The sequence below is a fragment of the Lysobacter tyrosinilyticus genome (genome assembly GCF_054779815.1).
In genome coordinates, this window is record NZ_BAAGXN010000004.1 from 134,535 (window position 1) to 157,920 (window position 23,386).

Consider the following 23,386-nt stretch of genomic DNA (forward strand, 5'->3'; position numbering starts at 1 on the left):
CGTCCGTGGCGGTCACGGACGCGGATCGATACGGACTGGTACGGCTTCTTTAACAGTGCGGTAACATCCGGCGGCGCAACGCCAGGACCGGCAAGGCGGTCCTGGCTCCCCGAACCCGGCGGCCTGTGCCGCCCTGACCGCGAGGCCGCCCATGACTTCCAAGCCGCTGCACGCTCGCCAGCCGTCCCGCCACGTACTGGCCGTAGCCATCGCACTGCTGCTTCCCACGCACGCTGCGCTTGCCCAGGAAACCACCGCTCCGAGTACGGCTCAGAAGGCGACCACCCTCGACAGCGTGCAGGTAACCGCGCAGCGCAAGGTCGAGAACATCCAGGACGTCCCGGTCTCGGTCAGCACTGTCAGCGGCGAGAACCTCGAGGTGATCGGTTCCGGCGGCAACGACGTGCGCTTCCTGTCGGGACGCGTGCCCAGCCTCAACATCGAATCGTCCTTCGGCCGCGCCTTCCCGCGCTTCTACATCCGCGGTTACGGCAACACCGACTTCCGCCTCAATACCTCGCAGCCGGTGTCTCTCGTCTATGACGAGGTCGTGCAGGAGAACCCGATCCTCAAGGGCTTCCCGGTGTTCGATCTGGACCAGATCGAAGTGCTGCGTGGTCCGCAGGGTTCGCTGTTCGGCCGCAACAGCCCGGCAGGCGTGGTGAAGTTCGAATCCGCGCGTCCGAAGAAGGAAATGGACGGCTACGCCAAGCTCGGCGTCGGCAGCGACGACATGATCAATTTCGAAGGCGCCATCGGTGGTGGCCTCGGTGGCAACTGGTCGGGTCGTGCTTCGGCCATGTTCCAGCGCCGCGACGACTGGGTGCGGAATACCTATCCGGGTCCCAACGACGGGTTCGAGGGCTACGACGAAGGCGCCGCGCGCCTGCAGGCGCTGTACGCAGGCGAGGATTTCGAGGCCTTGTTGAACGTCCACGCGCGCCACCTCAACGGTACCGCGCGCCTCTTCCGCGCCAACATCATCAAGCCGGGCACCAATGAACTGGTCGACGGTTTCGATGAAAACAGCGTGTCCATCGATGGCGCCAACCGGTCCGAACTGGACAGCAAGGGCGCCAGCGCCCGCCTGACCTGGAACCTGGGCAGCTACAAGCTGCACTCGATCACCGGCTACGAGTCGGTGGAAACCTATAGCCGCGGCGACATCGACGGCGGCTTCGGCGCGGCGTTCCTGCCGGTGTCCGGGCCAGGTGTGATTCCATTCGCGTCGGAAACCGCCGATGGCATTCCCGAGCACTCGCAGTGGACGCAGGAGTTCCGCATCGAGTCGGACACCGGCACGGCGATCGACTGGCAGGCCGGCCTGTTCTATTTCAAGGAAGACTACGACGTCGAAAGCTTCAGCTACGACTCGCTCAATGGCGGCGCGCAGGATGGTTACGAGCGCGTCAACCAGACCAGTGACTCGTGGGCGGTGTTCGGTGCCGCGACCTGGAAGGTCACGCCGGCGTTCGAGCTGCGCGGCGGCCTGCGCTACACGGTCGACAAGAAGGAGCTGACCGTCGAGGAATACAACGCCAGCGGTTTCGCCCCGTGCTTCCGCTACATGGTCATCTTCAATCGTCCGGACCTGGCGAAGTGCAACATCACGCAGCTCGCGGCGCAGGAACCGGATGGCGATCTGTCGGCTTCGCCGGAAGACAAGAAGCTGAGCTGGGATCTGTCGGGCACGTATAAGATCAACGACAACATCAATGTCTACGCGCGCGTTGCCACCGGCTATCGCGGCAGCAGTATCCAGGCTGCGGGCGCATTCAACGCGAAGTCGGTGGCGGGTCCGGAGACGTCTACGGCGATCGAAGCCGGCGTGAAGGCCGATCTGTGGGACAACCGCGCACGCCTGAACCTGGGTGTGTTCCGCTACGAAGTGAAAGACCAGCAGCTCACCGCTGTGGGCGGTTCGGCCAATGCCAATGTCCTGCTCAACGCCGACAAGACGGTCGGACAGGGTTTCGAGCTCGACTTCCAGGCGTACCTGACCGACCACCTGCTGGTCACTCTGGGCAGCAGCTACAACGACACCGAAATCCAGGACGACGACCTGGTGGTTTCCGCGTGCGGCACCGGACAGCACGTGCCCAACCCGCAGGCCAACTGCACGATCCTCGATCCGCATGTGTTCGAGCAGGATCCGGTGACAGGCGATTGGGTGGCGCGCGCCAACATCGACGGCAATCCGCTGCCGCAGGCGCCCAAGTGGACCCACAACTTCACCGCGCGCTGGAGCATGCCGGTGGCCGATGGCGCCGAGCTCTACGTCTACACCGACTGGGCGTACCGCAGCGAAGTGAATTTCTTCCTGTACGAGTCGAAGGAATTCACCGGCAAGTCGCTGGTCGAAGGTGGCCTGCGCCTGGGCGCGAACTGGAATTACGGCAAGTACGACCTGGCGGTGTTCGGTCGCAACATCACCAATGAAGTGCAGGTCGTGGGCGGCATCGACTTCAACAATCTCACCGGCTTCATCAACGAGCCGCGCACCGTAGGTGTGGAGTTCAAGGCCTCGTTCTGAGGTCGCAGCGATGGATGCGGGAAGCGCCGGGCAAGTCTCGGCGCTTCTCTTCTGACGAGCCAGCCAAACCGTGCGCCACGGCGCTATTCTCATTCGACCAAGCCCGGGAGCCATGCCATGACCACTGCTTACGATTTTTCAGCGACCGATATCGATGGTCAGTCCACGACTCTGAGCGACTACCGCGGCAAGGTGCTACTGGTCGTGAATGTCGCTTCTCAATGCGGCTTCACGCCGCAGTACACCGGACTGGAACAGCTGTGGCGCGACTTTGGCGAGCGCGGACTGGTCGTGCTGGGTTTCCCATGCGATCAGTTCGGCCATCAGGAGCCGGGTGATGAAGCCGAGATCAAGAATTTCTGTTCACTCAATTACGACGTGAGTTTTCCGATGTTCGCCAAGATCGATGTCAACGGCGACCAGGCGCATCCGTTGTGGAAGTGGTTGAAGGAAGAAAAAAGCGGCTTCCTTGGCATCGATGCGATCAAGTGGAACTTCAGCAAGTTCCTGATTGGTCGCGATGGTGAAGTGATCAAGCGCTATGCGCCCACCGACAAGCCGGAAGCGATGGCGAAGGACATCGAGAAGGCGCTCGGATAAACGCCGGGCGCGGGGTAACCCGGACGGGCATCCCCAATCGACGGTGCCGCGGTGAAAAGCGGGCCGGAACGCCGACGGGCGGACGCCGGGGGAGGGATTCCCCTAAGACGCCCGTGGAAGGCGGGCGTACACTCAAAACCCTATGGTCACGCGCGCCCAGGATCTCGAACAGGGCGGAGGGGCCGGTGGCAGGCTCACAGGGACGGCATCGGCTGCCGAGTTCGTCTCCCGGTTGTTCACCGTTTCCAATCTCGAAGAGATTGGAGCCGCGGTCGAGCGCGAGGTTGAACGTGGCTTCGGTGCCCGCGATGCACGCGTCATCTGGAACGAACCCCCCGTCGACGACGCTGGCGACGGTGCGGACGGCGCAAGACCCACGAACGGTAGCTGGCAGTCGCCGGTAGCCAATCACTATCCGCATCGAGATGGTCATGGCGCGGCAGCACCCGCGACCGGTTGGCGACGCGTGAATGTGGAGCTGGGCATTCCCGGTTCGCGACATAACGCGACATTGAGTGCCGACTGGCCGGCTTCCAACTGCGTCCCCGAGTTGGACGTTCCCACCTGGAACGAGTTCTGCAGTGTCGTCGGCGCGCGCGTCGCGTCCGCGATGGAACTGGCCGAGCAACGCCTTGCGGCGCAGCACCTTGAGAAAACCGCGAAGCTGCAGACCGCGTTGTTCGCCATTGCCGACCTGGCCAGTAGTGAGCTCGACATGCCGGAGATGCTCACGCGCATCCATGGGGTGGTCGGCGAGTTGATGTATGCGAAAAACTTCTTCATCGCGCTCTACAACGCGGCGCGCGACAGCGTGCGTTTCATCTATTTCGCCGACGAGCACTATTCGCTCGCGGTTGACCCGATGCAGGAGTTTCCGGCGGCGGAGATGCGCAGCAGTCTGACTCTGGCGATCATCCGTCACGGTCGACCGGCGATGGGGCCGTCGCGCCAGTTGCTCGATGAGTTCGGTCTGGAGTATCCCGAGTCGGATAGTTACGGCCCCGACAGCCAGTCGTGGCTGGGTGTTCCGCTGATCGCCGAAGGCGGCGTGCTGGGTGCCGTGGTGGTGCAGAGCTATGACGACTCCGCGCGCTATACCGAGGAGGATCGCGCGCTGCTGGCGTTCGTGGCGCAGCACATCCTCACCGCGCTGATGCGCAAGCAGGCACACGAGGAGCTGGAGCGCCGGGTTGAAGAACGAACCCGCGAACTCACCACCGAAGTACGCGAGCGCCAGCGCGGCGAGAAATTGCAGGCGGCGCTGTACAGCATCGCCGACCTGGCCAGCAGCGAACTAGATATGAAGGAGATGCTGCGCCGCATCCATTCCGTCGTCGGAGAGCTGATGAATGCGCGCAATTTCTATATCGCGCTGTACAGCTCCGAGCGCCATACGATCCATTTCATCTACTTCGCCGATGAAATGGATACCAACATGTACGACACGGAGAAGGAGATTCCCACGGCGGAGATGGGCAACAGCCTGACGCTGGGGCTGATCCGTCACGGCAGGGCGGTCCGTGGCGCCGCGCGTGAAGTTGCCGAGCGTCTGGCCGTGCCCAGCGGCATCGGACTGGGCACGCCCGCGGAGGATTTTCTGGGTGTTCCGATGATCGCCGAAGGCGACGTGCGCGGCGCGGTGGTCGTGCAGACGTATGACAAGGCGCTGCGCTACACCGACGAGGACAGTGCGCTGCTTAGCTACGTGGCGCAACACATCCTCACGGCGCTGGAACGGAAGAAGGTCCAGGGCGAGCTGGAGCGACGCGTGGAGGACCGCACCCGCGAATTGGCGGCGGCGGTGAGCGAACTGCGCGAGCAGATCGCCGTGCGCGAGCGCGCCGAACAGCAACTGGTGCACGAGGCCCTGCACGATTCGCTGACCGGTCTGCCCAATCGGGCCTTTCTCTATGGCGCGCTGGAACGCGCGCTGGCACGCCTGCAGCGCGATCCGAGTCACCGCTTTGCGGTGCTCTTCCTGGACCTCGACCGTTTCAAGGTTGTCAATGACAGCGTAGGCCACCTCTACGGCGATCAGATGCTGCAGCAAGCCGGTGAGCGTTTGGCGGCTTGCGTGCGCGAGTCCGATGTCGTCGCGCGTTTGGGCGGCGACGAATTCGCAGTGCTGCTGGAGGACGTGCAATTGCCTGAAGCCGCCTGCCATACCGCTCAACGGGTCATCCAGGCGTTGAGCGAACCGATGTACATCGGCGGCAAGGAGTTGTTCACGTCCGCCAGCGTCGGCATCACCCTGGGGAGTTCGCGCTATCGCAAGGCCGAGGAACTGCTACGCGATGCGGATGTGGCGATGTATCGCGCCAAGGCGCATGGACGTCATCGCTTCGAGATCTTTGACGAACGCCTGCACCAGGAAGCGCTGCAGCTTCTGGATCTCGAAGTCGACCTCAGGCGCGCGACGTTGCGCGACGAGTTCGAGCCGCATTACCAGCCCATCGTGAACCTGCACAGCGGCCGCGTTGCCGGCTATGAAGCCCTGTTGCGATGGCGGCGACCGGGCAGCGACATCATGTTGCCTGGCGAATTCCTCAAGGTGGCAGAGGACAGCGGCAGCATCGAACAGATCGATTGGCGCCTGTTCGAACACGCGTGCCGGGAGATCGGCGAGCTGGTCGGGCAGGGCGGTTACGTCACCATCAATGTCTCGCCACGGCATTTCCGCTCACCGTCGCTGGCGCGCCAGTTGCTCGATCTGCTGGCGGCTTATCAGGTGCCACCGCCAAGCCTGCGGATCGAGGTCACCGAGGGCGCGTTGCTCGAGAATCCGGATCAGGTCTTCGCCACGCTCGATGCCTTGCGCAAGGAAGGCGTGCTCGCGGTGCTGGACGACTTCGGCACCGGCTATTCGTCGCTGAGCTATCTGCACCGGTTCCCGCTGCACGCGTTGAAGATCGATCGTTCGTTCGTCAGCGCGTTGCGTCCGGGCGATCGTGGCGGCAGCGCCGCGGTGGTGCGTGCGGTGCTGGCCCTGGCCAACACGCTGGGCATGGAAGTGATCGCGGAAGGCATCGAGACCGAGAGTCAGCGCGATGCCTTGCTCGAGATCGGTTGCGAACAGGGACAGGGGTTCCTGTTCTCGCATGCACGGCCCGTTCGCGACTGGACGATCCACGCCGCGTGACGTTTCGCGGCAGCGCCCTCCGCCACCCGAACACCCAACGGTAAGCCACTGCACCGCCATCGTGGAGCGCCGAATCCTGTTCCCCGCTGACCTGCGACGAGGACATGTCGGCGCCACCACGATGGCCGTGGGGTCAGGCCGTGGCAGCCACTTCAGTCAGCGGCTTGGCGGCCCGGTTGACCGCCTTCAGGCCGAAGCATGGACGCAGCCAGCGCACGCGACGGATCACGAATTCATGCAGCAACCAGCAGCCCACGATCGTGCCGACGAACAGCAGCAGCGGTTCCGATACCGGGCCCAGGTGGAGCGGCAGCAGCCAGTAGGCGATCAACAGGATCAGGCTCTGGTGCAGCACGTACCACGGATACACCGCTTCATTCGCCCACGGCAGCCAGCGGAAGGGACGGTCCAGGCAGGCCTTGGCCCAACCCAGGATCGCGCACAGCGCCATCCAGATGTAGAGATTGCGCAGGGTGCGACCGACCAGCAGCACCCAGTCCGGGATGTCATCGGAAAGACCAAAGACCATGCCCAGGTAGGCCGACACCAGTAGCAGTGCCGTCATCAGGGAGTGCTTGCGCAGGCGTACCAGCTCTTCCCAGACGGTTTCGCTGCGTCCCAGCCACCAGCCGTAGAGGAAGACGGTGAAGTAGACCGCGTGCCGATACCAGTCGTGGATGAGGTCGCCGGTGTCCTCGAACAGCGGCTGCAGGGTCAGCGTGTAGGCCAGCAGCGGCAATGCCGGCAGGGTGAGGAGCCAGCCGCCACGCAGGCGGGCGAAGGGGTTGGGCAGGCGACGCAGAAGTGGCAGCAGGGCGGCGAACACCATCGTGTAGCACCACAGGTAGATCAGGTACCAGAGATGGTTCCAGGTGAAGCTGTGCTCCCAGCCATTGAAGGCGTCCTCGGGCCACTGGCGGCCACCGAAGTAGTCGCCCAGGAACCGGAGGTAGCCGGGTTCGACCGCGCCGTTGGCGATGCCCTGCACGTAAGGCTGGACCGGGACCACCAACAGGCAGCCGAACACCAGCGGCAGTAGCAACCGCCAACTACGCTGGGCTACGAATCGGCCGGCCGACGTGCCGCGCAACAGGAAGTGCACCGACAGGCCCGAGATCAGGAAGATCAGGTCCATCCGCCAGCGGTTCACCACCAGCATCGGAAGCTGCAGCCATTCGGCCAGGTGGGTGCTCTTGAGGTGCCAGCCCCAGTCGTCGCCGGCGACGTAGAACATGCAGCAGTGGTAGACGATGAGCAGGGCGAAGGCGAGGGCGCGCAGGGCGTCGATGTCGTGTCGGCGCTGTTGCATGGTGGACTCCGTGACGGGGTGACTGCCGCCACGATCGAGCGCACCAGCATCCTGTACTACCGCCAAGTGATTGATTGCGCTGAAATGGGGACGAAGCGCGGGCTCGTGGGATGAGTCGGAAGCGCTTCCGATCGCGCCTGGGTGACAATGAGCCGATGAATTTACCGCCGCCCTCTGCAACCGCCTCGACTGCGCCCTCCGACAACCTTTGGGACCGCTACCAGCCGTGGCGCCGAACCGTCGAATGGGGTTTCTGGATCGTCAGTTACATAGTCGGCGCCGCGACCAACAGCGTGACCGCCCTGATGGATGTCCGCCGGGCAGGCCTCGACGTCGCCGCATGGGAACCGGCGGTCTGGGAGTGGAGCAGCCATCTGGTCGCGCTGGTCCTGACGCCCGCGGCGCTCTGGTACACCCGGCGCTTCCCCCTCCACTTCGATACCTGGCGGCGGAACCTGCCCTGGCTGGCACTGGGGAGCGTCGCCTGGTCCCTGTTGCACGTGGGCGGAATGACGGCGCTGCGCAAGGTCATCTATGCCGCGCAAGGCGATTACTACGACGCTGGGCCATGGGCGAGAACGTTCCTCTACGAGTATCTGAAGGACTTCAAGCACTTCGCCGGCCTGGTGGTGATGATCGAGATCTACCGGCTGCTGATCCGTCGCCTGCAGGGTGAAGCCAGCGTTCTGGTGCAGCCGGACGATGCTCCGATGGTTGAGCAGCCGGAGCGCCCCGAGCGCTTCCTGGTACGCAAGCTGGGCAAGGAGTTCCTGATCGCGGCATCCGAGGTGGAATGGCTGCAGGCTTCAGGCAACTACGTGAACCTGCATGTCCGCGGCCGTGACTATCCGCTGCGTACCACGATGGCGGCGATCGAGGGGCAGCTGGATCCCGCGCGTTTCGTGCGGGTGCACCGCAGCTACATCGTCAACCTTGACCGTGTGGGGGAAATCGAGCCGCTGGATACGGGGGATGCGCGGATTGCGATGCGGGATGGGGTATCCATTCCGTGCAGCCGGACTTATCGCGATGCGTTGCGGCCGGAGAAGCGGGCCGCTTGACCGCCCCTCCCCTGCGTCGCTACGCGACGCTGTCCCTCTCCCCGCAAGCGGGGAGAGGGTGCGCACGGGCGAGGCGAGGGAGACACTTGCCCTTCTCCCCGCTTGCGGGGAGAAGGTGGCGCGCAGCGCCGGATGAGGGGCGCGCGGCAACGCCGCGCGATCACTTCTCGACAAACGCCCGCTCGAACACGTATTGCCCCAACGAACCAATGCGCGGCGCCGCACTAAAACCGCGCTCATCCAACAACGAGCGAAAATCCGCCAGCATCTGCGGGCTGCCGCAGATCATCGCGCGGTCGTGTTCGGCGTCCAGCGGCTCGATGCCGAGCTGATCCATCATCTTCCCGCTGGCCATCAGGTCGGTGAGGCGACCGCGCTGGTCGTGCCCATTGAGCTCGAAGCCTTCGCGCGACACTGCCGGGTAGTACTTCAGCTTTGTGCTGATCTGCTCGCCGAGGAATTCATGCCGCGGCAGCTCGTTGACGATGTAGTCGCGGTAGGCGAGGTCCTGTGCATTGCGCACACCGTGGCACAGGACGACCTTGTCGAAGCGCTCGTAGGTCTCCGGATCCTTGATCACCGCCAGCCACGGCGCGAAACCGGTGCCCGTGCCCAGTAGATACAGGTTGCGGCCCGGGTGCAGGTCGGAGATCAGCAGCGTTCCGGTCGGCTTGCGGCCAATGAGTACGCTATCGCCAGGCTTGATGTCCTTCAGTCGCGAGGTCAGCGGCCCGTTCTGCACCTTGATGCTGAAGAACTCCAGCTGTTCTTCCCAGTTCGCGCTGGCGATCGAATACGCGCGCAGCAGCGGCTTGGTGCTGCCGTCTTGCTGCGGCACTTGAAGGCCGATCATTACGAACTGGCCGTTGTCGAAACGGAAGCCGTCGTCGCGGGTGGTGGTGAAGCTGAAATAGGCATCCGTCCAATGACGGACATCCAGCACGGTTTCGGCGCCGAAAGCGGAAGACATGGGGCAGGGGTGTGACGCGGGGAGGGCGGCATTTTAGCCCGCCCACATTACGAATGAAGCGACAGGGGCTTGCGGGCCGCGCGCGCGGCTTGGTGAAGGCAAACAACCTCCTGTCACCCCTGCAGCCAGCGGCTGGCATAGGAGGCAAATGCCTTACCGCGGCCCCGACTCCTCCCTCGGCCGCGCCTTGCGATCGCGCAGCAGCGCGCTGACCACGATGCCCACCCCCAGTGCGGCGGCGAGCACGAACAGCACCAGTGCCAGCGCGGGATACCCGAACAGCCGCACCTTGGTTTCGATCCGCATGATCATGGCTGCTGCCACGATCAACGCGGCCACGATCAGACCGGTGGTGATGCGGTTGGCGATCTTCTGTAGATTCTCCATCAATCGCGATTCCTCCAGCCCGGTAATGCGCAGTTGGAGGCGGTTGTCGGCCAACAGCGACAACATGTCCGACAATTTGCGCGGCGTCTCGCGCACGAGCGTCTGCAGATCCATGAGCTCGCTGGCCACGCGATGCGGCGACAGCGAACGGCGCAGGCGCTTGACCATCACGCTCTCGAGATGGCGGTCGACCACGCGCTTCATGTCCAGGCGTGGTTCGAGTGCACGGCACGTGGTTTCCAGATGCGCCAGTGTCTTGCCGAGCAGACTCAGCTCCGAAGGCGGACGCAGGCCGCACGCGGTGCTGATGCGCACGATGTCGAACAGCAGCCGGCTCTCGCTGGCAGACTGTCCCGGATGTGCCGCGTAGCGTGCTACCAGTTGACCGGCTTCACGCAGGAAGCGTTCTCCCTCGAAGTCTTCCAGCCGCGTGCCCATCGCGATCGCTTCGCGCGCGGCTTCCTCACCGCGACCGTCGACGGCGGAGAACAGCAGCCGGAACAGGCGGTCGCGTTGCCGCGGCGGAACATGAACGACCATGCCCAGGTCGAACAGCGCCAGCCGTCCATCCTCCATCGCGAGCAGGTTGCCGGGGTGCGGATCTGCATGGATGTCGCCATGCACGAGAACCTGATCGAGGTAACCGCGCAGCAACGCCTCGGCCATGGTGCGCGTGTCGTGTTCGGCGCGATAAAGGCCGGACAGTTCGGTCACCTTGTGCCCGGTGACAAGTTCCATCGTCAGCACGCGCCGGCTGCTGAAGTCGGGCAGCGGCGCTGGCACGAACACTTCGGGATAGTCGCGGAAATGCGCGCGGAAACGGCGGAGGTTCTCCGCTTCGCAGTTGTAGTCCATCTCGAGCAGCAAGGTCTTGCGGAACTCGTGCACCCAGTCGGCGAAATGCACGCGACGCCCGACCCTCGTCGCCTGGTCGGCGCGGCTGGCGATGCCGGCCAATGCATCGAGGTCGGTGTGGATCAGGCTATCGATGTCCGGTCGCTGCACCTTCACCGCCACGGCACGCCCGTCGCGCAGGGTGGCGCGGTGCACCTGCGCGAGCGATGCGCTGCCCAGCGGCACGTCATCGAAGTGCTCGAACAGATGACTGGGGCGGACGCCGAGCTCGTTTTCGATCACCGCGCGGATCTGTTGCGCGGAAATCGGGGATACGTCGTCCTGAGTGCGTTCCAGCGCCGCGAGATATGCCGGCGGCACGAGGTCGGGCCGCGTGGACAGGGCTTGTCCGAACTTGATGAAGGCGGGGCCGAGGGCCACGAGGTCGGCAACGAACTCCTCCGGCTTGCCGCTGACCTCCGGCATGGTGCCGTCGTTCACGTGGTCCAGGTCGAGCCCGGTGAACACGCCCGCGTGTCGATACTTCAGCAGGAAGCGCAGGATGCGCGCGGTACGCGCGAGTCCGCTCGGGGCATCGCTCATTGGGCGTCACTCCCTTGGCTCGGTGCCAGCCTAGCGGGTGCGATGTGAAGGGATTCGCCTCCGGTCGGCCAGTCCGTCAGTTCGGCGCTTCCAGTCGCAGCAAGCTGCCGTTCTCGTCATCCGTCAGCACATAGACACTGCCATCCGGTCCCACCCGCACATCGCGAATGCGCGCGCCGAGCTCCTTCAGCAATCGTTCCTCGCCGACAATGCGATCGCCGTCCAGCGAGAGGCGGATCAGGCTGCCGTCCGAGAGCGCACCGAGGAACAGACTGTCGTTCCACTTCGAACGCGGCTGGTTGACCAGGAAGGCCATGCCCGACAGCGCCGGCGACTTCGCCCATACGTGGTACGGCTGCTCCATCCCTGGCGCGCTGGTACCTACCGCTTCGGGGATCGGGAAGCCGGAATAGTTGATGCCATGCGTGATGATTGGCCAGCCGTAGTTCTTGCCGGGTTGCGGACGATTGATCTCGTCGCCACCGCGTGGGCCGTGCTCGCTTTCCCACAATGTGCCGTTACGCGGATCGATGGCCAGGCCCTGCATGTTGCGGTGGCCATAGCTCCAGATTTCCGGACGCGCATCGCTGCGGCCGACGAAGGGATTGTCCGGCGGAATGCTGCCGTCCAGGTTCAGGCGCACCAGCTTGCCCTGCAGCATGCCGAGTTGTTGTGCGCGCATGCGGTCGTTGCGCTCGCCCTGGCTGATGAAGATATGACCAGTCTTGTCGAAGGCCAGCCGCGAGCCGAAATGATTGGGACCTTCCAGCTTGGGTAGCTGCCGATAGATCACCGTCACGCCGTCGAGCGAGGTTTCGCCAAGGATCGCCGTGGCGACCGTGGTGCCGGCCGTGTCGCCTTCGCCCGGTTCGGCGTAGCTGAAATAGATGCGTCGGCTGCTGGTGAAATCGGGCGCCAGCGCCACATCGAGCAAGCCGCCCTGTCCCTGCGCGAAGACCGCCGGTACGCCGCGCAGCGGTGCGGACAGTGCGCCTTTGGCATCGACGCGCCGCAGGCGTCCCGGGCGTTCGGTGACCAGGAAGTCACCCTGCGGCAGCAGCGCGACCGACCAGGGGTGTTCGAGTCCGCTAGCGATGGTGGTCACGCGCACATCGCCCAACTTGCTGGCGACGATCTGCGAGGTTGCATCCGGCGCCGAAGCCGATGCGCTCGCTTCCGCAGCCGCCGGCGTCTTATGCGCCTCGCATCCGAGCATCGGCAGGCAGAGCCCGGCGATCGCAGTACCGAGTAGGAAAATTCGCATGGTGCTTTTCTCCGTTCGCGGGACTTCCGACGACGTTCCTGCCCGAGTCTAGCGGTATCCGGCGGCCTGCAACTCGAACAACTCCGCGTAGCGCCCGCCCTGTGCCAGCAGCTGCTCATGCGTGCCGCTGGCTTCCAGCCGACCTTCATTGAGCACCAGGATGCGATCGGCCATCCGCACGCTGCTGAAGCGGTGCGAAATCAGGACCGCCGTGCGGTTGTCGGACAATTCCTTGAAGCGTTGGAAGACCTCGAACTCGCTACGCGCATCCAGCGCCGCGGTGGGTTCGTCGAGGATCATCACCTGCGCATCGCGCATGTAAGCGCGGGCAATCGCGATCTTCTGCCACTGGCCGCCGGACAGGTCCACGCCGGTGCGGAAGCGTCGCCCAATCACCTGGTCGTAGCCACGGGGCAGGGGTGCGATGACCTGATCGGCCAGCGCACGGCGCGCCGCTTCCTGGATGCGAGGCTGGTCGTACATCGCGTCGATCTGGCCGACGCCGATGTTCTCGCCCGCGGTGAGGTGATAGCGCACGAAGTCCTGGAAGATCACGCCGATGTTGGCGCGCAGGTCGTCGAGGTCGTATTCGCGCAGGTCGCGTCCGTCGAGCAGGATGCGACCTTCGTCCGGGTCGTAAAGGCGTGCGAGCAGCTTCACCAGCGTGGTCTTGCCGGCGCCGTTCTCCCCGACCAGCGCCAGGACTTCACCCGCGCGCAGTTCGAAGCCGAGGCCGCGCAGCGCCCAGCGTTCGGCATCGGGGTAACGGAAGCCGACGTTCTCAAACACGAAGCCCTTCGTGATCGGCTGCGGTATCGGCACAGCGTGCGCCGGTGAGCGGATTTCCGGCTGGATCTCGAAGAACGAGAACAGGTCGTCCAGATACAACGCCTGTCCTGCCACTTGCGAGAAGCCCACCAACAGGCCCTCCAGCAATTGGCGCAGGCGCAGGAAGCTGCCCGCGAGGAAGGTGAGGTCGCCAATGCTGAAATCGGCCTTCACCGTGCGCCAGGCGATGTAGGCGTAGGCGACGTAGTAACCCAGTGTGCCCAGCGCGGCGAGCAACGTGCCCCATACCGCGCGCCGCCGTGCCAACCGGCGATTGGCCGCGAAGAACTTGTCCGACAGCTCACGGAAGCGGGTGATGAAGAAGCGATTGAGGTTGAAGATCTTCACCTCCTTCGCCGTTTCCACGCTCGCACCCATCTGGCGGATGTATTCGAGCTGGCGTCGCTCCGGCGTCCACTGGAAGTTCAGCGAATAGCCCAACGCATTGAAGTGGGCTTCGCCTACGAATGCGGGAATCAGCGCCACGGCCAGCAGCGCGATCAGCCATGGTGCGTATACCAGCAGGCCTGCGGCGAAGCTGATCACGGTGATCACGTCCTGGACCTGGCCGAACAGCTGACTCATCAGGTTCATGCGCCCCATGGTCTGGCGGCGCGCGCGATCGAGTTTGTCCTGCAGATCCGGGTTCTCGAATGCTTCGAGATCCAGTGTTGCCGCATGCTCCATCAGGCGGATGCTGGTCGCATTGGTGAACAGCTCCGACAGCAGCGCATCGCCGTAGCTGATCAGCCGTCCCAACAAGTCCGAGCCGATGGCCAAGCCGAATTCGGCAAGCAACAACCACAGTAAGCGATCGAGTTGTCCGCCATGCCAGGACGCGGTGAAGGATTCGAACGCGACTCCCGCGCCGACCAGATGTACGGCTTCATCGATGATCAGCTTGCCGACGTAGAGCGTCGCGACCGGCAGGAGCGCGCGTATCAGTCGCAGCGCCATGGTCATGACGGTCAGCGGGGGGCTGGTCGTCCAGATCTGGCTCAGGAATGGCGGGAGGTTGCGCAGTGCGTTGAAACGGTCGCGCAGGCTGGGCTGGCCTGCGGAGCGGGCGGGGCCCGACGTCGGATCTGGGTTGGCCATGCGGCAATTGTGCCTGTGTCAGGCCAAGAGAGGCCGCCTGCACCGATGTGAAGGCGGTTGCGGCAAATACGCAAAGCACCGGCCCGCCCGGCCATGTGTCGAAGCCGTGACGATGTGTCCTGCGATTCGCACCAATGGCGTTCTCCCCTACGTCGCCGGCAGGCGACAAAAAATCGATCATCAGGAGAAACGCATCCATGAGGACCACACTGATCGTGACTGCCATGTGCGCGCTCGGCGCGACCGCAGTTCTCACTACCACCAGCAGCAAGGCGCAGGTCGCCGGCGACAAGGCTGCCCCTCGTACTTCACTCGAGCATGTGGAAGACGTTCCGGTCGTGATGCCGCGTCTGACAAAACACGTGCAGGCAAAGAAGGCCGGCGCCCCGGCCCGTTACGACCTGCCGCTGATGGGCAACGACCTGGATTCGGGCGAACGCTACTACGTCGGCAAGAAGCGGCACAGCGATTCGGGCTCGCAGATGTGGGGCTACGACATCGGCATGATGAAGTACGACGGCGACAAGGACAGCTGGTCCGAGGTCAAGCCGGGAACCGATTGGAAGAAAATCAAGAATTCCAATTACTACGTTTATGGCAAGCCCGCCTACGCGATGGGCGACGGTACGATCATCCGCTGCTGGCGCAACGCGCCGGAGAATCCGCGGCCGTACAGCTCCGCGCTCGGCGACGATTGGGATGAGGAGTTCAAGGACAAGGACTGGCTGAGCACGGAATGGCGCGCCAAGAAGATGTCCGGGGCCGGCAACCATCTGCTGGTGCAGGAAGACGATGGCGATCTCGTCCTGTACGCCCATGCGCAGACCGGCAGCATTCCCACATCGCTCTGCCCGCACAACGCCACGCTGTACAGCAAGGCGGAGGCCGACAGCGAAGCCGACGTTCCCGCCGCTCAACAAGTCCACATCCATGCGGGCCAGAAGCTGTACCTGATCGGCAATTCCGGCAACTCCAGCGCACCGCATCTTCACGTGCACAAGCAGACCGACGACGGTACGCCAGTGCAGATGCAGTTCAATCGCGGCCTGGCGAATGCCATTCCCGACTATCAGCATGCCGATATCGACAAGTGGACGCGCTTCGCAGGCCAGCGCATTCCGGATGGCCCGGTGCTGATCTGGCCGCCGCACATGCTCGGCGGCGAGTATTCGCGCCATGGTTATCCGGCCAAGGATTACCAGCGTCTGTTCGATCATCTGGCCGATTCCGGGTTCCGTCCGGAATGGGTCGACGGTTACAGCGTCGGCGGCACGCCGTATCTCAACTTCACCTGGCGCCCGGCGACCGCGGCATGGCGTTCGTACTTCCTGCTGAAGCCGGCCGACTACCAGGCCCGTTTCGACGAGGCCAAACAGGACGGATTCGCACCGACGCAGGTCGAGAGTTCATTGGTCAATGGCCAGGTGCGCTACTCCGCGATCTTCGTGAAGGGCCTGCCAGGCAGCTATCTGGCACGCCACGGCCTGACCACGGCACAGCACGACGCCGTGATCCAGGAAGCCAAGAACAAGGGCCTGTCGCCGGTGGACGTGTCGGTGGTGTCGGTTGGTGGCCAGCGCAGCTATACGGTGCTGTACCGCTCCGAAGGCATTGGCCAATGGGAGATGAAATCGCAGGTGCCGGAAGCGTCGTACCAGGCGCTGTATGACACCAATGCCCAGGCCGGTCGCCGCCCGGTCTATGTCAACGCCTACATGCACGGTGGCCAGCCGTTCTATTCGGTGGTGTTCGCGCAGAAGCCGGCCGGTCCACGCAAGGACCGTCATGGCATGAATCCCGCGCAGTACCAGTCCGAGTTCGACAGCGCGATGCAAGCCGGATTGCCGACGCGTGCGGTGTCGGGCATCGACGGCGCGACCTCCAACCATCGCTACCTCGCCTACTGGCGCAAGTAATTGCCTGGTAGAAGTTGAAACAAGAGTTGGAACCGACGATGCCCGGCAATGCCGGGCATCGTCACATCTGGCGGAACAGATGCAGGTAACTGCGGCTGACGGGCAGTACATCCTTGCGGCCGCGCAGGTGGATGCTGGCGGTTTCGTTCTCGCCACGCGTTACGTGGCTGATGGCCCGCAGGTTGACCACAACCGAACGATGGACCTGGGCGAAGTGCGCGGGGTCAAGCTGCCCAATGAGTTCCTTGAGTGATGTGTTGATCAGCGCCTCGCCAGGCTGGCCGCCGTCGTCGCGCCAGGCGATCAGCGTGTACTTGGTGTCCGAACGCAGATAGTCGATGTCATCGACGGGAATCAGGCGCAGCGTCTGGCCTACCTGGGCGCGTATCCAGCGCAGCGGCGCCGGTGCCGTGCCACGTTGCAGCTGTTCCGACAGCTGTTGCAGCAAGGCGTCCGTGTTCAAGGCGGGTTGCGCGGTCTGCAGTCGTTCCTTGAGGCGCGAGACCGTTTCGGCGAGGCGGGTCGCTTCGACCGGCTTCACCAGATAGTCGAGCACGCCTTCGTTGAAGGCCTGCAGGGCATATTTGTCGTAGGCGGTGACGAAGACGAGGTGCGCGCGACGTCCGATCTGGTGCGCGGCTTCAACGCCGGACAAACCGGGCATATGCACGTCGAGGAAGCAGACCGTCGGACGCTTGGCTTCGAACATCCGCACCGCCTCGCGCCCGTTGCGCGCGAGCGCGACCACTTCCAGTTCCGGCCAGGCTTCGGACAACTGGCGCGCCAATGCGTCGCGCAACAGGGGTTCGTCGTCGGCGATCAGGGCGGTGGGACGCATCAGGGCACCGCCTGGCGCAGCGGCAGGTCGAGTTCGGCGGACACGCCGCGTGGGTGCCGGGCGAGCACGCGCAAATGCGCGTCGCCGCCGAAGACCAGGCGCAGGCGTTCGCGCAGCATCGACAGCCCGGTGCCGAGACCATTACCCGCCGGCTGCAGACCGACGCCGGTATCGCTCACGCGCACGATGCAACGGGCATCATGTACTTGCGCGGAGATGTCGATGCGGCCGCCTTCCTCGCTGGGATCGATGCCGTGGCGCACGGCGTTTTCCACCAGCGTCAGCAAGGTCATCGGCGGACAATGCTGGGAACGCGCGGCTTCGTCGACATGCAGGTCGAACCGCAGGCGATCTGGCATGCGCATGTGCATCAGCTCCAGATAGGCCTGCACCAGATCGAGTTCCTGCCCGAGTGTGGTGGCGGGGTCGTTCAAGCGCGGCACCGCGGCGCGCAGGTACGCCACCAGACTGCGCAGCACCGCCGACGCCTGCGGCGATCCCGTATCGACCAGCGCCTGCACGTTGGCCAGGGTGTTGAACAGGAAATGCGGCGATACCTGCGCCTGCATCAGGTGCAGACGGGCATCGAGTGCCTGGCGTTCCAACTCGCTGCGTTCGAGTTCGAAGGCCAGCGCCTGATGCCGCGCCAGCGCGTCCTTCTGTCTTACCAATGCGCCGAGAGCCACCCAGGGCGAAAGGAATATTCCCATCCCGGTCAACGCAGAGAAGCCCTCCATGCGTTCGCGGTCGTGCCAGAACTGCGGCGCACCGTGTTTAGTCGAGTAGAGCCAGATCAGGAAGGTGCCGATCGGCATCGACACCGCCACGCCGAGTACCTGCAGGACCCAGCGCGCAAGCCACTTGGGCAGTTCTTCGGGCCATTGCTCGAACAGGCCGAACGCCATCAGGCCGATCATGCCCAGCGCCACGACGCGCGTGACGGCTGACCACCAGCCCGACTGCCAGCCCATTCCGATCATCGCGCCGAGCAGGAACGAGAACAGCAAGGTGAAGCGCACGCGCGGCCAGGCCAGCATCAGGGCCAGGCCGCGCGGCTTCATGGAAGGAACTGGAATCGACATGCCGGCAGGATAGTTCACCGCGGCCGCGCCGCAGCGGGGCCGACTACAGCCGGGGCAGCCATAGCATTGCAGTCGTGGCGGCGATGCCGCCCAGCATGGCGAGCGTCACGACACTCAACACTCCCGCCGTGGCCAGTCGCATCCCTTGAGTGCGACTCCTCTGCGCACGGAAATACAGATCCAGCAGCGCCAGCGGCACGAGGTATTGCGCGAAGGCGAGGCCGGTGAGGAAGGGGCCGGTAAAGGTCTTCGGATCGAAGCCGACCGGCCCATGGTTCACGACCAGCCACAACATCAGGCCGATGCGGAAGAACCAGCCGCCGTTCACTACCAGGAAGAGCCGAAGCGCCCACCGACGATGCGCGTCGAATCGACGCGCCCGAGCTCGCTGCCAGGCCAGGCCGGCGAAGGTGAGGATCAGGAGCGCATTGATGCTGATCGCAATGTGCTGGGAGACATCGCCGGCGGCACCGCGCGTCCAGATCATGATCAGGCCGCCCAGACTCGCGATTGCGGCGGACAAGGCGAACAGGCGGCCAGTCCATCGATGGAAACGCGGCCAGCGATTGCGTACCCACGGCAGGACTTGAAGCACACCCGCAAGCGTGACGATGAATCCGAACGCGAGGTGCGACGCCAGAACCGCATTCCCGGCCGTGTCCCCGGGCACGTACCCCACCTGCAGTACGTCGTTCCACTTTTCCGGATGGCCCTGGATGGCGGCGCGCCCATAGAACCCGATCAGGTACGTCGCGAACGCCGTCAGCCCGAGCGTCATCGCGCTGAAGCATGCGGCGGCGGAGAACCGCAAGGCGCGGGTGGACCACGTAGTGCGGTGCGATGCCGCCGTGTGTTCACGGAGTTCGAGCGTGGCGACCAGTTCGTTTGCCGCTTGCATCACGGATTCTCCATAGCGTTCTGGTGTGCGATCGCATGTGGGCGACGACTGATCAGCGTGCGTGCCAGCCAGTACAGGACGACCAGCGTCACGACCAGTACGGGGATCGCGCGCAGCCCGATGTGCTGGCGCAGATAGTCAGGGAACACCGTGGCTTGGCCGATGAAGAAGGAAGTGGTCGCGATCCACATCGCAAAACCCATACGCCACAAGTGGCGCGCGATCCGATGCGCCCCTTCGATATGCCCTGCCCACAACATGCGCGCATCCAGCAAGCCTCCGGCAAGGCCCGCGATGGCGAACATGAAGAGTGGTTGCGGCGGCACGTGACCAATCGTCCCGGTGGGACTGGCGAGCGCCATGAACGCCAGCGAGAACGCCCAGGCGCTGAGCGACAGCGCCGCCAGCATCAATGCGATCGTCACGCCCCGCATCTGCGCAACGGTGCGCTTGACCGCGAGCATCGCCGTGCCGACCAGGTAGCAGGTCATCGAGCCGGCCATCACGTTGACCGGATTGGGCTTGATGAAGACCGCCATCAGTGCGCCCGTGGATGCCATCACCAGCATGGCGCCGACGAAGACCGTGCCGGCCTTGCGATGCAGCGGCGAGCCTTTGGCGGCGAAGAGGGCGATGAAGCCCGAGATGAGCGCCAGCAGCCCGGCGGCGATGTGGACCAGTTTCATGCAGCGCTCCCCGTTGCGACCGTTTTGGAGGTCGACGGGGAGTTTCCGAAGCGGAACGCCGGCGGTGAAGGTCGTTTTCGACGAACGACGGCGTCAGAGGGATGGGCTACGACCGGTGCGGACGAGTGGTCCCAGACGGAGGTCCAGTTACCGCGTGGGGTGGTGGCCCTGCCTGTGAAGGCAGGGCCGCACCGATCAGGCGGCTGCAGCGGTCATCGGCAGCGGTACGTGCAGGCCCACGTTGAGCGTGTTCCAAGCGCGGATCATCGCGACCGTGAAGGCGAGCTCGGAGGTCTCGCGCTCGTTGAAGTTCTGCTGCACGGCTGCGAACGCCTCATCCGGCACGTGCGCACTGCCGATGGCGTTCAGCGCTTCCGCCCAGCCCAGGGCGGCGCGCTCGCGCTCGTCGAACAGCGGGCTTTCGCGCCAGGCGGCGAGCGTATCCAGCTTGCGCTGCTCCATGCCGGCCTTGCGAAGGGCGGTGCAGTGCATGTCGAGGCAGTACACGCAGCCGTTGATCTGCGAAACGCGCAGCGAGACCAGTTCGACCAGCTTGTGGCCGAGCGGGCCCTTGTGCAGTCCGTTGCTCAGGGCCAGCAGATGCTGGAAGGCCTGCGGGGCGTGGGTGATGTAATCGATGTGGGGAGCGTTCATTGCGGTCTTCTCGTGTCGGCCACCATGGCCTTGCATGGAGTAGACGGACGGGCAGGGCGCGTTGTGACACTTGAGGAGAAATTCTCAGTCGAACGCGCTCAACTTGTCCGGATTCAGTACCGAAAGCACCTGGGTGATGCGATCGCCGTCGACGGCAATCGTGGTGATCGAATGCAGGTGTCCCTGGTACCAGCGCAATATCGCCGGCTCGCCGTTGACATAGCCGATGCGGCACTGCGTCTGCGTGCCGACCCGCGACGCAACGGCACCGTAGAGACGGGCGATGCGCTCGGCGCCTTCGAGCGGACGGATCACCGCGGTGACCTTGCCGCCGCCATCGGACACCAGGCGCGCATTCGTATCCAGCAGGGCGACGATCGAGGCCTGGTCGCCCGTTTCCGTCGCGCGCATGAAGCGTTCGAGCAGTCGGCGGTGCTTGTCGGGCGTGACCTCGAAGCGGGGGCGTTCCGCCTGCAGTCGTTGGCGCGCGCGGTGCACCATCTGCCGGCAATTGGCTTCGCTGTGGCCGATCAGCTCCGCGACCTGGGCGTAGTCGTAATCGAAGATTTCCTTCAGCAGGAACGCAGCGCGCTCCTCGGCGCCGAGCCGCTCCAGAAGGGAAAGGAAGGCGAACGAGACCTGGCTGCCGATGTCCGCGCGATTTTCCGGGCTAGGCGATTCGTCGACCGTCAGGGGTTCGGGCAACCAGGGGCCCGAGTAGGTTTCGCGCTCCGTGCGGGCCAGGCGCAGCCGGTCGATGCCGAGTCGTGTGGTCGCCGTCACCAGCCAGGCCTCGACATCGCGGATCGCGGAGCGATCGGCCTGGTGCCAGCGCAGCCAGGCGTCCTGGACCACGTCCTCGGCGTCGCTCCGGCTGCCCAGCAGCTTGTAGGCCAGTCCGAACAGGCGGGAACGGTAGGTTTCGAAGAGATTTTCCGTATTCATGCAGCCAGGACGGGGGAGGGCGGCGCGTTGTGACACATGGTAGGCCGGGTCTTGACCCGCCGAATGGCTGGAGGCGTTAGTCCGTTGCAGGGATATGTTCACAGGGCGGCGGGTCTAGAGCCGTCTTACAATAGTCGGCTCCGCCCGCTACCCATCGGCAGCCGTGACCGCCAGCAAGCCCGCTTCCAGCAACACTCCTGTTTCCATCAAGCAGGAAGACCTGATCCAGTCCGTCGCCGACGCCCTGCAGTACATCTCGTACTACCACCCGGTCGACTACATCAAGAATCTCGCCGCCGCCTACGAGCGCGAGGAATCGCCGGCCGCGAAGGACGCGATCGCGCAGATCCTGATCAACTCGCGCATGTGCGCGGAAGGTCACCGCCCGATCTGCCAGGACACCGGCATCGTCACCGTGTTCCTTGAGATCGGCATGAGCGTGCGCTGGGACGACGCCACCATGGGTGTGGAAGACATGGTCCACGAAGGCGTGCGTCGCGCCTACAACCACCCGGACAACAAGCTGCGCGCCTCGGTGCTGGCTGATCCGGCCGGCAAGCGCACTAACACGAAAGACAACACGCCGGGCGTGGTCAACGTGAAGGTCGTGCCGGGCAACACGGTAGAGGTGATCGTCGCCGCGAAGGGCGGTGGTTCGGAAGCGAAGTCGAAGTTCGCGATGCTCAACCCGTCCGACTCGATCGTCGACTGGGTGCTCAAGACCGTGCCGACCATGGGCGCCGGCTGGTGCCCGCCGGGCATGCTCGGCATCGGCATCGGTGGCACCGCCGAGAAGGCGATGCTGCTGGCGAAGGAAGCACTGATGGAGCCGATCGACATCACCGAGCTGCAGGCTCGCGGCCCGTCGAATCGTGCCGAAGAGTTACGCCTGGAGTTGTACGAAAAGGTCAACGCGCTGGGCATCGGCGCGCAGGGCCTGGGTGGTCTGACCACGGTGCTCGACATCAAGGTCAAGGATTACCCGACCCACGCCGCCAACCTGCCGGTGGCACTGATCCCGAACTGCGCCGCTACCCGCCACGCGCATTTCACCCTCGATGGCAACGGCCCGGTGATGCTGGATCCGCCGTCGCTGGCCGACTGGCCTGAACTCACCTACGACGCCTCGAAGGGCCGCCGCGTCAACCTCGACACCTTGACCAAGGAAGACGTCGCTTCGTGGAAGCCGGGTGAAGTGCTGCTGCTCAACGGCAAGCTGCTCACCGGCCGCGATGCCGCGCACAAGCGCATGGTCGACATGCTCAACAAGGGCGAGGAACTTCCGGTCGACCTGAAGGGCCGCTTCATCTATTACGTCGGTCCGGTCGATCCGGTGCGCGACGAAGTCGTCGGCCCGGCGGGCCCGACCACCGCGACGCGCATGGACAAGTTCACCGAACAGGTGCTCGCGCAAACCGGCCTGATGGGCATGGTCGGCAAGGCCGAGCGTGGTCCCACCGCGATCGAGGCGATCAAGAAGCATCAGTCGGCCTACCTGATGGCCGTCGGTGGCGCCGCCTACCTGGTGTCGAAGGCGATCAAGGCCGCCAAGGTCGTCGGTTTTGCCGACCTGGGCATGGAAGCGATCTACGAATTCGAAGTGCAGGACATGCCGGTCACCGTCGCGGTCGACTCGCAGGGCACGTCGGTGCACAACACCGGACCGAAGGAATGGCAGGCGAAGATCGGCAAGATTCCGGTGGTCGTCGCGTAAGCGCTATTGCCAGTTCCAAGCAAACAG

Annotated in this window: 17 protein-coding genes; 6 read left to right on the forward strand and 11 right to left on the reverse strand. The window is 64.4% G+C overall.

Annotated elements, in window-relative coordinates; translation table 11 throughout:
- Positions 1-151 precede the first annotated feature (151 nt).
- The 3 genes from ACYVGK_RS11300 (at position 152) to ACYVGK_RS11310 (ending at position 6,272) form a co-directional block, all read left to right on the forward strand.
- The gene (locus ACYVGK_RS11300) at positions 152-2,533 is read left to right on the forward strand and encodes a TonB-dependent receptor (protein ID WP_460733724.1); all 2,382 of its coding nucleotides are present in this window, start codon (positions 152-154) and stop codon (positions 2,531-2,533) included.
- 117 nt (positions 2,534-2,650) lie between these two features.
- The gene (locus tag ACYVGK_RS11305; protein WP_460733726.1) at positions 2,651-3,133 is read left to right on the forward strand and encodes a glutathione peroxidase; all 483 of its coding nucleotides are present in this window, start codon (positions 2,651-2,653) and stop codon (positions 3,131-3,133) included.
- A 715-nt stretch (positions 3,134-3,848) separates the two neighbouring features.
- Entirely contained in the window at positions 3,849-6,272 is a 2,424-nt protein-coding gene (locus tag ACYVGK_RS11310) for a bifunctional diguanylate cyclase/phosphodiesterase (RefSeq protein WP_460734411.1), read from the forward strand.
- A 133-nt stretch (positions 6,273-6,405) separates the two neighbouring features.
- On the opposite strand, the gene ACYVGK_RS11315 is transcribed toward ACYVGK_RS11310, so the two are convergent.
- A complete protein-coding gene (locus ACYVGK_RS11315; protein ID WP_460733728.1) occupies positions 6,406-7,581 on the reverse strand; it encodes an acyltransferase family protein in 1,176 nt (391 codons plus the stop codon).
- Between the two features lie 155 nt (positions 7,582-7,736).
- Here ACYVGK_RS11315 and ACYVGK_RS11320 point away from each other — a divergent pair, with 155 nt between their 5' ends.
- Entirely contained in the window at positions 7,737-8,642 is a 906-nt protein-coding gene (locus ACYVGK_RS11320) for a LytTR family DNA-binding domain-containing protein (protein WP_460733730.1), read from the forward strand.
- 160 nt (positions 8,643-8,802) lie between these two features.
- Here the strand turns inward: ACYVGK_RS11320 and ACYVGK_RS11325 are convergent, their stop codons facing one another.
- The 4 genes from ACYVGK_RS11325 to ACYVGK_RS11340 form a co-directional block, all read right to left on the reverse strand.
- Entirely contained in the window at positions 8,803-9,612 is an 810-nt protein-coding gene (locus ACYVGK_RS11325) for a ferredoxin--NADP reductase (protein WP_460733732.1), read from the reverse strand.
- A 153-nt stretch (positions 9,613-9,765) separates the two neighbouring features.
- A complete protein-coding gene (locus tag ACYVGK_RS11330) occupies positions 9,766-11,436 on the reverse strand; it encodes an ABC1 kinase family protein (RefSeq protein ID WP_460733733.1) in 1,671 nt (556 codons plus the stop codon).
- A 76-nt stretch (positions 11,437-11,512) separates the two neighbouring features.
- Positions 11,513-12,700: a PQQ-dependent sugar dehydrogenase gene (locus ACYVGK_RS11335; protein ID WP_460733735.1), complete on the reverse strand. Its 1,188-nt coding sequence runs from the start codon at positions 12,698-12,700 to the stop codon at positions 11,513-11,515.
- Between the two features lie 48 nt (positions 12,701-12,748).
- Entirely contained in the window at positions 12,749-14,626 is a 1,878-nt protein-coding gene (locus ACYVGK_RS11340) for an ABC transporter ATP-binding protein (protein WP_460733737.1), read from the reverse strand.
- A gap of 197 nt (positions 14,627-14,823) precedes the next feature.
- Between ACYVGK_RS11340 and ACYVGK_RS11345 the strand changes: the two genes are divergently transcribed.
- Positions 14,824-16,542, forward strand: coding sequence for a hypothetical protein (locus ACYVGK_RS11345; protein WP_460733739.1), 1,719 nt, complete (start codon positions 14,824-14,826; stop codon positions 16,540-16,542).
- Positions 16,543-16,603: 61 nt separating this feature from the next.
- Here the strand turns inward: ACYVGK_RS11345 and ACYVGK_RS11350 are convergent, their stop codons facing one another.
- The 6 genes from ACYVGK_RS11350 to ACYVGK_RS11375 form a co-directional block, all read right to left on the reverse strand.
- Positions 16,604-17,380 carry a LytR/AlgR family response regulator transcription factor gene (locus ACYVGK_RS11350; protein WP_460733741.1) on the reverse strand — a complete coding sequence of 259 codons (777 nt, stop codon included), beginning with the start codon at positions 17,378-17,380 and terminating at the stop codon, positions 16,604-16,606.
- Complete coding sequence (locus ACYVGK_RS11355; RefSeq protein WP_460733743.1) at positions 17,380-18,462, reverse strand: sensor histidine kinase; 1,083 nt, start codon at positions 18,460-18,462, stop codon at positions 17,380-17,382. Before ACYVGK_RS11355 ends, ACYVGK_RS11350 begins: the two co-directional genes overlap by 1 nt.
- Before the next feature lie 43 nt (positions 18,463-18,505).
- On the reverse strand, positions 18,506-19,360 hold the full coding sequence (locus tag ACYVGK_RS11360) for a DUF2306 domain-containing protein (RefSeq protein ID WP_460733745.1): 855 nt from the start codon (positions 19,358-19,360) through the stop codon (positions 18,506-18,508).
- A complete protein-coding gene (locus tag ACYVGK_RS11365) occupies positions 19,360-20,046 on the reverse strand; it encodes a DUF2306 domain-containing protein (RefSeq protein ID WP_460733747.1) in 687 nt (228 codons plus the stop codon). The genes ACYVGK_RS11360 and ACYVGK_RS11365 overlap by 1 nt, the downstream gene beginning before the upstream one ends.
- Positions 20,047-20,241: 195 nt before the next feature.
- On the reverse strand, positions 20,242-20,700 hold the full coding sequence (locus ACYVGK_RS11370; RefSeq protein WP_460733749.1) for a carboxymuconolactone decarboxylase family protein: 459 nt from the start codon (positions 20,698-20,700) through the stop codon (positions 20,242-20,244).
- 84 nt (positions 20,701-20,784) lie between these two features.
- Positions 20,785-21,645, reverse strand: coding sequence for an RNA polymerase sigma-70 factor (locus ACYVGK_RS11375; RefSeq protein WP_460733751.1), 861 nt, complete (start codon positions 21,643-21,645; stop codon positions 20,785-20,787).
- Positions 21,646-21,808: 163 nt separating this feature from the next.
- Here ACYVGK_RS11375 and ACYVGK_RS11380 point away from each other — a divergent pair, with 163 nt between their 5' ends.
- Positions 21,809-23,359 (forward strand): fumarate hydratase, encoded by a 1,551-nt coding sequence (locus ACYVGK_RS11380; RefSeq protein ID WP_460733753.1) that lies wholly within the window; start codon positions 21,809-21,811, stop codon positions 23,357-23,359.
- Positions 23,360-23,386 lie beyond the last annotated feature (27 nt).

Bases quoted from the DNA above. Each gene is read 5' to 3' on its own strand.
- ACYVGK_RS11300 (WP_460733724.1), top strand. From the start codon at position 152: ATGACTTCCAAGCCGCTGCACGCTCGCCAGCCGTCCCGCCACGTACTG.
- ACYVGK_RS11305 (WP_460733726.1), top strand. From the start codon at position 2,651: ATGACCACTGCTTACGATTTTTCAGCGACCGATATCGATGGTCAGTCC.
- ACYVGK_RS11310 (WP_460734411.1), top strand. From the start codon at position 3,849: ATGCCGGAGATGCTCACGCGCATCCATGGGGTGGTCGGCGAGTTGATG.
- ACYVGK_RS11315 (WP_460733728.1), bottom strand. From the start codon at position 7,581: ATGCAACAGCGCCGACACGACATCGACGCCCTGCGCGCCCTCGCCTTC.
- ACYVGK_RS11320 (WP_460733730.1), top strand. From the start codon at position 7,737: ATGAATTTACCGCCGCCCTCTGCAACCGCCTCGACTGCGCCCTCCGAC.
- ACYVGK_RS11325 (WP_460733732.1), bottom strand. From the start codon at position 9,612: ATGTCTTCCGCTTTCGGCGCCGAAACCGTGCTGGATGTCCGTCATTGG.
- ACYVGK_RS11330 (WP_460733733.1), bottom strand. From the start codon at position 11,436: ATGAGCGATGCCCCGAGCGGACTCGCGCGTACCGCGCGCATCCTGCGC.
- ACYVGK_RS11335 (WP_460733735.1), bottom strand. From the start codon at position 12,700: ATGCGAATTTTCCTACTCGGTACTGCGATCGCCGGGCTCTGCCTGCCG.
- ACYVGK_RS11340 (WP_460733737.1), bottom strand. From the start codon at position 14,626: ATGGCCAACCCAGATCCGACGTCGGGCCCCGCCCGCTCCGCAGGCCAG.
- ACYVGK_RS11345 (WP_460733739.1), top strand. From the start codon at position 14,824: ATGAGGACCACACTGATCGTGACTGCCATGTGCGCGCTCGGCGCGACC.
- ACYVGK_RS11350 (WP_460733741.1), bottom strand. From the start codon at position 17,380: ATGCGTCCCACCGCCCTGATCGCCGACGACGAACCCCTGTTGCGCGAC.
- ACYVGK_RS11355 (WP_460733743.1), bottom strand. From the start codon at position 18,462: ATGTCGATTCCAGTTCCTTCCATGAAGCCGCGCGGCCTGGCCCTGATG.
- ACYVGK_RS11360 (WP_460733745.1), bottom strand. From the start codon at position 19,360: ATGCAAGCGGCAAACGAACTGGTCGCCACGCTCGAACTCCGTGAACAC.
- ACYVGK_RS11365 (WP_460733747.1), bottom strand. From the start codon at position 20,046: ATGAAACTGGTCCACATCGCCGCCGGGCTGCTGGCGCTCATCTCGGGC.
- ACYVGK_RS11370 (WP_460733749.1), bottom strand. From the start codon at position 20,700: ATGAACGCTCCCCACATCGATTACATCACCCACGCCCCGCAGGCCTTC.
- ACYVGK_RS11375 (WP_460733751.1), bottom strand. From the start codon at position 21,645: ATGAATACGGAAAATCTCTTCGAAACCTACCGTTCCCGCCTGTTCGGA.